Source organism: Flavobacterium aquidurense (genome assembly GCF_002217195.1).
Taxonomy (GTDB): domain Bacteria; phylum Bacteroidota; class Bacteroidia; order Flavobacteriales; family Flavobacteriaceae; genus Flavobacterium; species Flavobacterium frigidimaris.
The window spans coordinates 20284-34398 of record NZ_MUGR01000045.1; the positions used below are offsets into that span (position 1 = coordinate 20284).

Here is a 14115-nt window from a genome sequence, read left to right on the forward strand (position 1 = left end):
GTTTTTGGTCTGACAAATGTCGCAAAATGTTTTTGATAACCAATTTATTAGAGACTTAATTTTTGCTAAAGAAATATTGGTTTGTTTGTAAAATCATGTTCTAAGAGGTATATGCATTTTTCTGTTCGGTAATATCATTTTTTAAAACTGAGTTTATATTTTTAATACCATTTACCAATGCATCAGCATTAAATGAAATACTGTTGATTCCCGCCATGACCAAAAACTTTGTAAATTCTGCCGAATCGCTTGGTGCCTGTCCGCAAAGCCCAATTTTTCGATTCATTTTATTAGCAGTCTGTATCATTTGAAGAATAAGCTTTTTAGAAGCTTTGTTCTCTTCATCAAAGAGATCGGCAATTAATTCAGAATCACGATCAATACCTAATGTGAGTTGCGTAAGATCATTTGAACCTATGGAAAAACCATCGAAAATTTCCGAAAATTCTTCTGCCAGTAAAACATTTGATGGTATTTCTGCCATGACATATACTTCAAGTCCGTTTTCATGCTGTTTTAAACCGTATTGTTCCATTATAGCAATGACTTTTTTTCCTTCTTCAGGAGTACGGCAAAACGGGATCATGAGTTTTACATTGGTTAAGCCCATATCATCCCGAACCACTTTCATAGCCTGGCATTCAAGTCTGAATCCTTCACGATATTTGTCATGATAATAACGGGAAGCACCCCGAAAACCCAGCATTGGGTTTTCTTCTTGAGGTTCAAAAAATGACCCTCCCAGAAGACCTGAATATTCATTGCTTTTAAAGTCGCTCATTCTCACAATAACTTCTTTAGGATAAAAAGCGGCGGCTATTGTTGCCACACCCTGTGATAGTTTTTCTATGAGGTAATCTGCTTTGCTGTCATGATTTTCCGTGAGTTTATTAATCGCTGTGCTTTGAGTTGTATCAGTTACTTTTTCGGGATGAATGAGCGCCATGGGATGTACCTTAACATTATGAGTTAAAATAAACTCAATACGAAGTAATCCCACGCCATCATTAGGATAAAATGAAAGTTCAAAAGCTTTCCCGGGTTCAGAAACTATAAGCTGGACTTTTGGTTTTCCAGGCAGTTTAATTTCATCAAGCGCTGTGGTTGTTGGAACATATTTCAATTTATCTTTATATACATATCCTGTTTTTCCCTCAGCACAGCTTATTGTAATTACATCACCATCTTTAATTACTTCGGTGGCATTCTCTGTTCCTACTATAGCAGGAGTTCCAAGTTCACGCGCTACTATAGAAGCGTGACTTGTTCTTCCTCCTTTATTTGTGACAATTCCCACTACTTTTTTAAGAATGGGATCCCAGTCCGGACTAGTAAAATTAGTGATAAGAATATCTCCTTCTTGTAATTGTGTGGCCTCATTTGGAGTGCGCAATATTTTGGCTATACCACTTGTGATCGCATTTCCTATGGCTTCACCGGTTATGATTTCTTCTCCTTTTTTTTCTAATCTATAAGAAGTGATCGATAAGGGTTTTATTAAAGAATGAACAGTTTCAGGTCTGGCCTGAATAATATACATCTCACCATTCATACCATCCTTGGCCCATTCAAAATCCATTGGTTTATTATAATGAGATTCTATAATAAGCGCCCATCTGGCCAGTTTTTCAATTTCAGTATCCTGAAGGACAAATTTACTGCACCATTTTCTGGGAGTTACTTTTAGAACAGTCGAATTGATACCGGCTGAATTTTCATTATAAATAAGCATTTTTGTTTTTGTCCCTAGATTTTTTTGCAGAATGGCTTTTTTATTGTTTTTAAGAGAAGTTTTAAATACAAGAAATTCATCCGGAGTTACAGTTCCCTGAACAATTGTTTCGCCCAAACCCCAGGTACCTGCAATATGAATCAAATCCCGAAATCCTGACTCGGGTTCAAGTGTAAAACCTATTCCGGAACAGGCTAAATCTGAACGAACCATTTGCTGAATCCCTACAGAAAGAAATACTTTGTCATGATCAAAACCCTTATCCTGTCTGTATTTGATCGCTCTGTCTGTATAAAGTGATGCAAAACAGCATTTAACGGCATATATAAGCGGCATGGTTCCTTTTATATTTAAAAAAGAATCGTGCTGTCCTGCAAAACTCGCATTGGCCAGATCCTCGGCTGTAGCACTGCTTCTTACCGCAACAGTGAGATCACTATCTTTAGATAAGTTTGTGTAAGCGGCTGAGATTGCAGTTTGAAGATCCAGCGGAAATTTTGCATCGAGTAATAACTTTCGGGCTTTTGAACCAATTTCATTTAAGTTGTTAAAATCTTTCTTATCCAGAAGTTTCATAAGTTCATCTAATGGAGCGCTTAACTTATTATAATTTATAAAGTCTTTATAAGCAGCTGTTGTAATGGCAAAACCATTTGGAATCCTTATTCCCTGAACAATAAGATTATTATACATTTCGCCCAATGAAGCATTTTTGCCACCTACTTTACTAATATCATTAATCCCTATCTGATTAAATTTTAAGATATACTTTTCCATTTTCATTGCTTTTAAAATCTGGTATTTATGGCTTTAATTTTCCTAATAAAGATAAGTTGATGCATAATTATTAGAAATGATGGTAATCATTTAATACGTTTTTTTAGAGGTTAACGACTTTCTAATATGTGATGCAGATCATTTCACAGTACTAAACAATAAATGACATTTGTTACATAAGATTATATATGACAAAAAATTAAGATGAATATGATATTCTGAAAAATTAGGTTTTAGAAGTTTTATAATTGAAAAAAGGACAACATGAAAACAAAAAAATCACAAGAGAACAATATATCCGTTTTTGAAAAACTTGGAAAAAAAGATAAAACGAGTAATGAATACTGGAGTGCCATGGAACTTGCTAAATTGCTGGATTATTCTAAATACAGTTTGTTTTTGAAGGTGATTGATAAGGCAAAAGCAGTTTGTATTAATGCTGGTCAGGAAACAGGTCTACATTTTAAAGATGTTGGTCCGATAAAATCAGTGGGTGATGATTTACAAAGAAACAAGGGTGATATAAAACTATCGCGTTATGGCTGTTATCTGGCAATTCAAAATGGAGATCCAAATTTGAAACCCGTTGCTTTGGCACAAGCCTATTTTGCTACGCAGACTCGTTTGCAAGAACTGAGTCATCAAAAGAAGCATAAAAATTTAAAAAGAGTAAAGGACAGAAGGCTTTTTCTTCGTGAGGAACTCTCTAAAAGAAATCTTCAGCTTGCAGGAGCAGCCCAAAAAGCGGGCATAACAAAACCTTCAGATTATGCCTTTTTTCAGAACCATGGCTATAGAGGACTTTACGGAGGATTAGATGTAAAAGCGATCCATGAGATCAGACATCTTGATCCTAATGAAAATATTCTGGATCATATGGACAGTGATGAATTAGCAGCCAATTTATTTCGTGTTACACAAACCACAGAGAAACTTAAAAATGATAATGTACATGATATTGTTGATGCCAATAGTGTTCACTTTGCTGTGGGATTAAAAGTTCGTAAAGCACTGGAAGATACCGGAAATACTTTACCGGAACATATGCCGGTAGTTGAGGATATTTCTTTCGCAGAGAAAAAAGATAAAGAACTGAAAACCAGAAAAAACAGCAAAAGAAAAACTGTCCAATAGATGAAAAGAGTAAAGATCTAATCATTAAAAAACACATAGTTTTGAGTACAACAGAATTTTTATTTCGATTAATAGCAGCCTTAATAGCGGGATTAATTATTGGTTTTGAAAGACAATGGCACCATAAAGAAACGGGGCTTACTACAAATATGCTTGTAGCAGCCGGAGCTGCTGCTTTTGTTTTATTGTCTATAAAAGTGTCAGCAGCAGATTCAAATATTGATGTTACCCGAATTACTGCCCAGGTGGTTATGGGAGTTGGCTTTCTGGGAGCCGGAGTTATTTTTAGACAAGGACCAAATGTACATGGTTTAAACTCTGCGGCCACTATTTGGTGCAGTGCCGCTATTGGGTGTATTGCCGCTTCGGGGTATTTTATAGAAGCATTAGTGTGTACACTCTTAGTTGCGATTGTAAATGCCATTCTTGAACCTGTAGATCAATGGCTGCGAAACAGAAAATAAGTATATAGAGATTTCCTTTTTTTTAAATTAATGAATGAGACTAGCCGGCAATCAGCTTTACAATAATACACACAGAAAAAATTAAAAAGTAATACTATGAAAACAAAGTTCTACATACTAGCTGTTATTATTATACTGCTATATTGCTGCCAGAAGAAGGACTCAGGAGATTCCAATGAAAATGGTATGGAGATAGATACAGCTGAAATGTCTGGTATCAATGATAATCTGCTTAGAAAGTGGCTCTTATTAAACAGAGAATCTGACAGTATAATTAAATCGGCACAGCTGATTATTGAGCAGCGGAGAGAGCAAGTAGAATCTCATCCGCAGGATGAGCGCGAGTACCTGAATACATGCATTGAAGAGGCTCAGCAGCAGCTTGACCTATTAAAGAAAAAAGTGAAATTTACTAAAGAATTTGCAGGTGGTATTAAACAGTATGACCCATCTCTGCAGTTTACCATTGACTCATTGGAAGAAGACTATATGCGGGAGAAATATAAACTGGAAGATGCATTAAAACAGTTGAAATAGGGCGTATTGCTAATTTCTTTTTTTGATTCTACGAAAGCAGGGCAGAGTTCTACAGGCCTTGAATAATGGGGTATTAACTTCATCGGGGGTTAAGAGCTGCTCTGCTGCCGGAATTTAATTTGGAGTGGTCAGCATCGTCAATTGTATATATTATTTTTAGGAGCTTTTTCCAGCTATACGTTCCAATCTTTTGTGCCAAACCCCAGCAAAAAAGAATTTTCACTGCACACGAGCGAAGCGAACTGGCGAAGCAATCGGAGCTAGAGCTGCTGGAGAGCCCTATTTTGTCTTTGGAGGACTGTATATTGGAAGCCAATTGTTGTATTTTTAGTAAATACTCACTTTTGTTTTAATACCATATGCCGCAATTCTCTTAAAGCTATTATTAATTTCAGCAAAAAATTAATGAAGAATCTAAACATTGGAACCTGCCTTTCAGCTCTACTAAACGCAACTTTTTATACTTATGCAATAAAATATACCATACTGCGGCTCTTTAGACTAATAAATTAGTAAAGTATAATAAAAAAAGGCGTCAATTGTCTTCAATTGGCGCCTTTTGGCAGTGTGGTGACAGGAACAGGACAAATTTCAACAAAATTTATGGAACATTTGAAGAGATTGGCTTACTACTGGAGGGTATGACTTTCAGTGGCTTTACGAATTTGGTTTGGATGTCCTGTTGGGGATTGATGTAAATTTGTATCTAACTTTATTTTTTTTATATGAGAGTAGCATTAAAATCGTCTTAGCTTTTTATGGCAAGAAAGGTATCCCTTCCAATTTCCTAATAGATCAAAATTACCATAGTTCTTTTTGAAAGTTTGTTCAATTCCTGAATAAAATGATTCCTAAATAAAAGAGCACTGATTATCTAAAATTATAAACCACCATCGTCAAACGACTTTGGTGGTTTTTTAATCAATGTAATTTTGAATTAAGTTTTTAACTATTTGTATTTAATGTTGATACTTATAATATCAGATGTCATATTAGTAGTCCTTGTATAATGTCCATAACGTATCTCTAAGGTATTCCAGTGTTTAAGACCAAAAATTCCATTAAGGGGAGTAAATTTCATTCCCATTCCAAAGAAACTGCTGTCGAACTTAGACAAATCATAGTTGCTGGTATAGTATTCATCAGCAGATGTATGTTCTCCGTAAGGTTTGAAATACTTCGTTCCTGTTTGTGTATAATACCTGTAAAACGGACTCACTGAAAATGCCTGGGTTAATTTTACCGGAATTTCAAGATCAGCGGTATGGGCCTTTAAGCTCCAGTCATCGGTATAATATCTGTAATAGGCGCGAATAATTACATTATCTCCCAAGAAATAACTGGCCCTGATTCCAAGTGGAATTTTAAGTCTGGTATCGGGCATTTTTTCCTGATGCACTGATCCGTCTGCAAAATAAACTCTGTGAAAAGGAAGGCTTAAATAACCGTTTTGGCTGATAACATCACCTACAAGCATTACCTGAAGATTTTTGTTTACCACCTGAGAATAACTCAAAGTTCCTGCAAAAGTATTTCGGTTTGCGCTTCCGTAACCTTCCTGACCGGGAGAACGAAGTTCAACGGGTTCAATTAGTTTTAACTGATCAATGAAAGTTTGAAACTTAGCTGTAAATTCTCCGTTTCTGTCTTTTGTTTTTTGTGAAAAACTAATGTTTCCTCCAAAAGACTGGTAATCAAATTCGGTCGATGATGAAACGCCAATTCCCAGTGTTCTTCCTTTTTCTTCGTTTTCTCTCAGATAAGTTAGAGAAGGGTAGAAGCGGTTGTCTGAAGAGGATGCAGATGAATTGGCGCTCAAATCAATCATATCTGATGATGCCGAGGTATAATGATCAATACCAGCTTCAATATCAAAAGTATGTTTGATTCCGGTCTCTCCGTATTTTACCAGTTTAACATCTATCGTGTTTGCAATGTCGGTAAGATGCTCAGAACCAATCCCCCCGGTAACAGCTGAATTGTTTCCGTCCTGCTTGTAATAGCTGGAAACAAGATTTACCTCCTCGAGTTTTAATTTTCTGCTTTTATAGCTGGTAGAATCAGTAGGAACATTTTGTGCTCTTACCTGAAATAATGCCAGTAAGGCAAATCCTGTAATGAATATTCTTTTCATTTTATACTATTATGAAAATTAGTTACAGCCACAGCCACCGCCGCTTTTTCCTGAATTTGCTCCGGAAGCTCCTTCTCGGTAGGATTGAAAACTAAGTTCTGTCTTTTCGATTTTTCTATTGGAAAGGACCATTTCAGAATCGTTGATTTTTCCTTTCTGGTATTCTTTTACCGATGTGCAGGAGGTGAGTAGAATGCCCGTAAAAGCAATGCTGCAGAATAGTACGAGCGCTTTTTGTTTTGGCTTTTTCATTTCAGGTTAATGTTTTTTGAAGTGTAAATTTTGTGGTTGTCGTCGATTATTATACAATATAGATCGGGTATTTGATCTATTAAAAACAAGCCTGCTTTAATACCCATAACCGCTATTGGAGTTGCCATTGCATCTGCAAATTCAGCGTTTCCGCTAATAATGGTCACGCTTTTTATTCCGGTTATTGGCAGCCCTGTTTTTGGGTCAATGGTATGCGAATATTTTTTGCCGTTAATAGTTACGAACTTTTCATAATTCCCAGATGTTGCCACTGCTTTATTGGATATTTCCATATAAGAAAATGCTGCATTTGGAGCATCAGGATCGGCTACGCCAATAGTCCATTTCTTATCATTTGGCTGTAATCCCCAGGCCGAAAGATCGCCGCTTGCATTAATAATGCCGCTCTGCACATTATGATTTAAAAGTACTTGTTTTGCCATTTCAGCAGCATATCCTTTTCCGATACCGCCAAAACCAATCCGCATTCCTTTTTCTTTTAAGAATACAGTGGTATTTTCCTTGTCCAGAATTATGTTTCTATAATCAATAAGATGTACCATTTTGAGTGCCGTTTCGGCGTCCGGTAGTTTGGTCATTGCCTTGTCAAAATTCCATAGACTTTTGTCGATACTTCCATAAGAAATATCAAATGCACCTTGGGTAATTCTTGAAATCCCGATACATCTTTCGATAAGATTAAAAACTTCCAGATCTACTTTTACAGGCCTGATTCCGGCATTGTTGTTAATGAGATTGGTTTGACTGTCCTCTTTATAAGTAGTCAAAAGTTTTTCAATTCGCCTGATTTCTTCGATAGCAAGATTAATATTCTCATTTCCGGTTTTCTCATTTTCAGCCACAACAGTAATAGTAAAGTTGTTCCCCATGAGTTTTAGGGACTCGGAATATTTTTGGTTTTTCAATATGTTACTTTTTACTATCACAGATCGCTTTTATTTCGGCAGTCCACTCATCAGGTGTAGTTTCAGGTTTTCCGTGCCAGGTTTTAAGTATTTTTCCATCCGCATCAAGAAGCAGGGTTAATGGAAAACTACCGTCTTTATTGTAAATTTCGGCTAAATCCTCGTTTCGCTTTACTTGCTGGGGAGTTCCAATGTTTTTCTTTTTTCTTGGAAAATCAGCATTAACGAGTACCAGATTTTCATTTGCCATATCGGTGAATTTTTGACTCTCAAGATAGTCTCTGCGCGTCACAATACAAGGCCCGCACCAGTCTGAACCGGAAAAGTTCAGTAGAATTAATTCATGCTTTTCCTTTGCCATTTTTTTTGCATTATTAAAGTCAGGTTCCCAGTTGATTGGAAGCACTGTCATTAAAAGGAACATTGTAATTAGTTTCATTTTGCAGTTTGTTTTTAGATATATACGAAATAACGAATTGTTGGGTATCTTATTTTTTTTACTTGCTTAAGATTCGATTAAATTTTAAATCAAAAAAACTATTCACTAAGCGGTCTGAACACCAAAAAGATAGCCTACGAGTGCTGACATTACCATGGCAAAAGTACCCCAGATGCAGATGCGCAATATTGCTTTTAAAATATGTGATCCGCCAGCCTTTGCTGCCAGTATTCCTGATAGTGCCAAAAAGAGTATTGAAAAACCGTATTGGTAAAATACCATTTGTTTTATAGGAGCAAAAATAGCCACCAAAAGCGGCAATAAACCTCCAATAATAAACGAAACTGCCGATGCAAAGGCAGCAGTTAAAGGATTGGCCTGTGTGATTTCATTAATTCCCAGTTCATCACGCGCATGGGCTTCAAGGGCATCATGAGCCGTTAATTCTATGGCAACCTGCCTGGCCAGTTCTTTATTTAATCCTCTTTGAATGTAAATATCGGTGAGTTCTTCCAGTTCTTCTTCCGGCAGGGTTTCAAGAGCGATTTTTTCTCTTTTCAAATCTGCAGTTTCTACATCAGACTGGGAACTTACCGATACATATTCACCAGCTGCCATAGAAAGCGCACCGGCTACTAAACCTGCTACGGCCGCCAGTAAAATAGGTTCTCTGGTTACACTCGCTGCCGCAACACCAATGACTAAACTGGTCGTGGATAAGATTCCGTCGTTTGCCCCCAGAACTGCTGCCCTGAGCCATCCGCTTCTATTGATATAATGATTTTCAACGTGCATAATTTTAATTTATAGTATTTTAATCCAATCCGGATCTTCAGCGATTTTTGGGACGCCTCCAAAATTAGTTTTTAGAAACTGTCTTATTTGTAATGCTGTTTTGTTTTGTGTAGCGCTTTTCCACTCATTCCTATCATAAATATGAATCTGCTTTGCATTTGTGTTTGTAACAAATGAAATTCGGGATATTGAATCCCTATATTTCTTTATTTCATTTAACATGTCGCGATTTGGTACCACAACGATCATTTTATTAAGTGGCGCGTACAAAAAGGATTAGGTTTTAAAAGCTTTGAATCGGTAAGACAATTATTGAGTAGAATTGAAGTTATGCATATGCTGAGAAATAATCAGTTGTCTGGAATAGGATAACTATGTTTGAATCATTTTGTAAATTGGCGTACTAACTTTTAAATTGCTTAAATTCGTATATTTGATTCTGACAGATGTGACAGAACCTAAAAAATAGAGTATAGTTCTATTTACTAGTGTACGTCGAGCAGGTTTTTAAGATCATGATTTTTTATAATATCCTGTATTTCATTAGATATTATCAGTATGCATGAAGTAGTTTTGGAAGATGGCTACTGTCCTATGTGTTCTGTAATTTCAATTGATTGCAGGATTTTTTTTAAACTATAACCTGATTGGAAAAAATCGACAAATTGATTATCCTTTTTCGATCTAGATTGAACATCAGATCTGGATCACACCTACTTTTAATTTAAAGTGAGCATATTAAATATGCTTGAGTTTATATTATAGAACAATGATTTTAATGTTTTATTTAGTGAATTTTTTAAGGGAGATATCCGGTATTTGCTGATCGTCTTAAGAAAAATTCCGATAATCAGTCGATTTTGACAGAAGATGATTAATGGTAGTCATTTTTTTATATTTTAATAATACAGGCCACTTAAACACTGAATATTTTGCATTGCCTGATCTGTCTAGAGAAACTGTATGTAAGTATAAGAATAATACAGCAATTATGTGTAATAATGACAGTGTCACTTATCAAAAATGGGATGAGGAAAGTAATAAAGTGACTGAATATCTACTGTCTATTGACATAAGTACATGATCTCTTGTTGCTGTTTATTTAAACCGTTCTATTGAGTTTGTAATTTTAATCTAAGGTATTTTAAAATCCGGCACTGCATATATCCTAGTAGACTATTCATTAACACTCGGATTGTGGCGGTAATTGGAGATATAACAAAAAAAAAACTTAGATTAGCCGGATAAATAATTCGATATGCTGGCAGATACTATAGATGTCATTTGTCATTCAGCCAGTTCTGTAAATTTTATTCAACCTGATTCGTACATGAAAGCTACAAGTGTCGATGTTCTACACGAGATTGTACACTTTGCAGCACACAATAAACTTAAATGTTTGATTCTTTTATCCACCATGTCTGTTTATAGTTGGGAAATGTCTTTACAAATAAAGCAATAATGACTGAAAAGGATGACATCAAACAGAATATCCTCGCTGTTAGTAAAGACATTGGATATGTTCGCAGCAAGTATGTAATGGAAGAAATTACAGATCTCGCTGCCTCAAAAGGATTGCCGGTTGTTGCGTACCGTTTAGGTTAGGCAATGTGTCATGGGACAACTGGAGCCAGTGCACCCTACCAATGGTGGGCAGGATTAGTAAAACTGTGTTTGAAACACAATATATATCCTGATCTTAAAGAACTTCGTGAAGGCTTGATTGCATTAGATTACATGGTAAAATCTATCGTTCATATTTCTAATACCCCCGGATGCTATTGGACATAAATTTAACCTGATAGCTTCTCCGGAAAGTAACCTTACCCTTGAGTAGTTCTTTCAATTGCTACATGAGTATTATCCGCTGCAATTACAAAAAAAAAGTCATACAAAGATTGGCGCAAAGTTTGGGATGACAATAGCAGTTGCGAGCTATATCCACTTACAAGTCTTTTAAAGACAATATATACTAAGGTCTCTCCACAGTAGAGCTGTATTAAAATACCTATACATGGAACACTATGCAAGTGAAACAGTTTTAAAAGGAAGCGATGATAGAGAGTCCACATTTGACAAGAAATTATTAGACGCTTGTCTTCTTTATCTGGGTATACGTTTTTCGTAATGATTTTTAGATTTAATTTAATGATTTGTTTCATTCTAGTTTTTTCAAATCAGCTATAAATGATTCGAGAATTGTCTTTTTTTTTGGGATTCAGAAAGAAAAACTATGCAAAACTATGCAAAACTATTAAAAGTTAACAAGTAAAATTTTCGGTTTTGTCGCATTTGGGATGCCTTTTATCTTTGAGGCTAACAAAAAATGGATATTACATGTCGTAGCTATCCAAAATCTATAATGAAGATTATAGGAGCGATTTGTAGATCATGCTACAATCCAACGTTAGTTTATAAGCTTATACATTCTTATTGAGTCAGAGTTGAAGAAGAGAAAATCCAGAGTGTGAGCGAGCTGGAGATTGGATGAGATCTATATAAAAGTAAATGGATCTGTTGTTGTTTATATAGTATATAAATTAGGTAATATGGTAGATTTTCTTTTGATCAGAAAAATGCAGGAATAACGGCTTAGTCATTTCTAATTAAAGCAATTAGTAATAACTACAGACCACAAGTAATAAATATTCATAAAAGCGTTCCTAATGCTGAAGTTATCAAAGAATATAAGAATCATTTGTTGTCAAATATTAAAATACGTCAGTGTAAATATTACAACAATATTGTAAAATAGGGCCATCGTTTCATCAAGTAATATATACAAAATGGATTTGGCTTTAAAGACTTTGAATCGGCAAGATGAAGTTTGAGTGGAATTGAAGTTGTATATATGCTGAGAAAGAGTCAGGTGGTTGGACTAGGGATAATGATTAAATCATTCCGTAAATTGGTGGTTTAACGTTTAAATTGCTTAAATTTTTTATACTTGATTCTTACAGATGTGACAAAACTAGGTGTGTTTTTTATCTTTAATTCAAAACTAAATTAGTAATCTTTCTAGTTATTGAATCTCCATTTTTAGTTTTATTTTTTTTAATTTTATTTGTAAGTATATGATGTGGTATTAAGTTTTTATTTGTTGGATTGTTTTTAGATTGTAATATTTTTTGTTGATATTTTTAAGTTTAATAATAATTTATTTGTAATTTAATGATTTAATGTTTATTTATTTTTGTAGGTTTATAATATGGTGGTTATTTTTTTTGTCGGATTTTTTTGAAATAGTAAAATTTTAATTTGTAAGTTTATGAAATAATATTAAGTTTTTTTTTGTCAGTTTTTTTTAAAACCAATCTATAATTTATCTCGTATATTAATTTGTTCAATTTTTAATTAAAATTTCTATAGTATGAATAATTTTACACTCATTAATTCTGTAATTAAAATTTTATTATTGATTTTGTATTTTCTATTTAGTAAAGTACTATTAAGTTTGAAGAGAATATTACAATTTAATTACTTATCTTATTTTATAATAGTTTTTTTTCTTTTTAATGTATCATCTTCAATGTATGCTCAAGCTACCATTACAACAAATCCATCAAATTTGCAGATAAATAGTGCTTTAAATGGTCCTGGAATAGTAATTGTTGGAGGAACATTGTCGGGAGCAGCAACTGCTACAACATTGCGTGCAAATCAAGTTGCTGTCTTTTCGAATGGAGTTAGTGGCGCTGGTTTGGAAATACCGAGTGGTGCGTATTTTAGTACAGGAAATGCCCCTTTCGAATTAACAAATAGAAATACTGATCCTCAAAAAAGTTTTAACCCTGCTGGAGCTACAACTCTATCAGATCCCAACTTATCTACAGTTGATCCTGATGCAAAATACGACTTAGTGACGTATTCTTTTACAATTACTTTAGCACCAAATGTTTCAGGGCTACTTTTTAGCTATCAATTTGGTTCAGAAGAGTATCCAAATTATGTGGGTACCCAATATAATGATGCTTTTGGCTTTTTTGTTTCAGGGCCAGGTATTTCTGGAGTTCAGAATTTCGCAACATTGCCAAATGGTAATGCCACAGCAATAAATAAGGTAAATGCAGGTGTTCCTGGATTCGATTCACCGCCAACGCCTGCTCCTGGATATGATGGTTCTCAATCTGCTTTTTATATTAATAATGGTCATGTTACAACTATTGTTGGAGGTAAATACATTTCGAATGTAGCGCCTCAACCAGGACCTTTCCCGATTTTTACAGAACATAATGGTATAACAAAGTCGATAAAGAAATCCATTACCGGCTTAACTCCTGGCGGCACTTATACTTTTAAAATTGTAATTGCTGACACTGGTGATTCGGGATATGATTCGGGTGTTTTTTTAGATATTGTAGAGGGTATAATTTCTGCTGATCTATCTATTTCTAAAACTGTAAATAACCCAAGTCCCAACGTGGGAAGTAATGTTGTTTTTACACTCACAGCAGGCAATACTGGTCCTGGTAATGCACCAAATACCAAGGTTACTGATTTGTTGCCAGCGGGTTATACTTTTGTGTCGGCTACGCCAAGTGTTGGTACATACAATTCCTCGACAGGAGTTTGGGATATTGGTTTATTAAATATAGGTTCTTCCCCAACTTTGCAAATTACTGCTACGGTAAAAGCTGCGGGTCCTTATTTAAATAGTGCTTCTATAGCATCTCCAGATATTGCAGATCCTACACCTGGAAATAATACCTCTAGTGTTACCCCAACCCCGGTTGCGCAGTCTAATGTTGGTATAACCAAAACCGCAAGCAGCGCTACGCCTAATGTTGGCAGTAATGTTACTTTTACCTTAACAGCAACTAATGCAGGTCCAAGTGCTGCAACAGGAGTAAGTGTAACGGATATTTTACCTTCCGGCTATACTTTTGTAAGTGCCAGCACAGCTTCAGGAACCTATACCAGTGGAA

13 protein-coding genes are annotated in these 14115 nt (G+C 35.2%); 6 read left to right on the top strand and 7 right to left on the bottom strand.

Annotation, left to right across the window (positions count from 1 at the left end; all coding sequences use genetic code 11):
• Positions 1-100: 100 nt before the first annotated feature.
• Positions 101-2509: a phosphoenolpyruvate synthase gene (gene ppsA, locus B0A67_RS21095; protein ID WP_072965102.1), complete on the bottom strand. Its 2409-nt coding sequence runs from the start codon at positions 2507-2509 to the stop codon at positions 101-103.
• A gap of 264 nt (positions 2510-2773) precedes the next feature.
• On the opposite strand from ppsA, the gene dinD reads away from it, so the two are divergent.
• The 3 genes from dinD to B0A67_RS21110 all read left to right on the top strand — a co-directional run bounded on the left by dinD (position 2774) and on the right by B0A67_RS21110 (position 4644).
• Complete coding sequence (dinD, locus tag B0A67_RS21100; protein ID WP_072965101.1) at positions 2774-3643, top strand: DNA damage-inducible protein D; 870 nt, start codon at positions 2774-2776, stop codon at positions 3641-3643.
• A gap of 41 nt (positions 3644-3684) precedes the next feature.
• Entirely contained in the window at positions 3685-4107 is a 423-nt protein-coding gene (locus tag B0A67_RS21105) for an MgtC/SapB family protein (protein WP_072965100.1), read from the top strand.
• A gap of 96 nt (positions 4108-4203) precedes the next feature.
• Complete coding sequence (locus B0A67_RS21110; RefSeq protein ID WP_072965099.1) at positions 4204-4644, top strand: aldo-keto reductase family protein; 441 nt, start codon at positions 4204-4206, stop codon at positions 4642-4644.
• 949 nt (positions 4645-5593) lie between these two features.
• Here the strand turns inward: B0A67_RS21110 and B0A67_RS21115 are convergent.
• The 5 genes from B0A67_RS21115 to B0A67_RS21135 all read right to left on the bottom strand — a co-directional run bounded on the left by B0A67_RS21115 (position 5594) and on the right by B0A67_RS21135 (position 9190).
• Positions 5594-6778 carry a DUF3570 domain-containing protein gene (locus B0A67_RS21115; protein ID WP_072965098.1) on the bottom strand — a complete coding sequence of 395 codons (1185 nt, stop codon included), beginning with the start codon at positions 6776-6778 and terminating at the stop codon, positions 5594-5596.
• An 18-nt stretch (positions 6779-6796) separates the two neighbouring features.
• Positions 6797-7030 (bottom strand): DUF4266 domain-containing protein, encoded by a 234-nt coding sequence (locus B0A67_RS21120; RefSeq protein ID WP_072965097.1) that lies wholly within the window; start codon positions 7028-7030, stop codon positions 6797-6799.
• Positions 7027-7920, bottom strand: a complete 894-nt coding sequence (locus B0A67_RS21125; protein ID WP_072965096.1) for an FAD:protein FMN transferase — start codon at positions 7918-7920, stop codon at positions 7027-7029. Before B0A67_RS21125 ends, B0A67_RS21120 begins: the two co-directional genes overlap by 4 nt.
• Before the next feature lie 40 nt (positions 7921-7960).
• A complete protein-coding gene (locus B0A67_RS21130) occupies positions 7961-8395 on the bottom strand; it encodes a thioredoxin family protein (RefSeq protein ID WP_072965095.1) in 435 nt (144 codons plus the stop codon).
• 105 nt (positions 8396-8500) lie between these two features.
• Positions 8501-9190, bottom strand: coding sequence for a VIT1/CCC1 transporter family protein (locus B0A67_RS21135; protein WP_072965094.1), 690 nt, complete (start codon positions 9188-9190; stop codon positions 8501-8503).
• Positions 9191-10448: 1258 nt separating this feature from the next.
• Between B0A67_RS21135 and B0A67_RS21150 the strand changes: the two genes are divergently transcribed.
• Complete coding sequence (locus B0A67_RS21150; protein WP_072965091.1) at positions 10449-10652, top strand: SDR family oxidoreductase; 204 nt, start codon at positions 10449-10451, stop codon at positions 10650-10652.
• Positions 10652-10795 carry a hypothetical protein gene (locus B0A67_RS25060; RefSeq protein ID WP_207557367.1) on the top strand — a complete coding sequence of 48 codons (144 nt, stop codon included), beginning with the start codon at positions 10652-10654 and terminating at the stop codon, positions 10793-10795. Before B0A67_RS21150 ends, B0A67_RS25060 begins: the two co-directional genes overlap by 1 nt.
• Before the next feature lie 218 nt (positions 10796-11013).
• On the opposite strand, the gene B0A67_RS21155 is transcribed toward B0A67_RS25060, so the two are convergent.
• Positions 11014-11352, bottom strand: coding sequence for a hypothetical protein (locus B0A67_RS21155; protein WP_072965090.1), 339 nt, complete (start codon positions 11350-11352; stop codon positions 11014-11016).
• 1367 nt (positions 11353-12719) lie between these two features.
• Here B0A67_RS21155 and B0A67_RS21160 point away from each other — a divergent pair.
• A partial coding sequence (locus tag B0A67_RS21160) for a DUF11 domain-containing protein (RefSeq protein WP_207557368.1) occupies positions 12720-14115 on the top strand: 1396 nt, incomplete at its 3' end.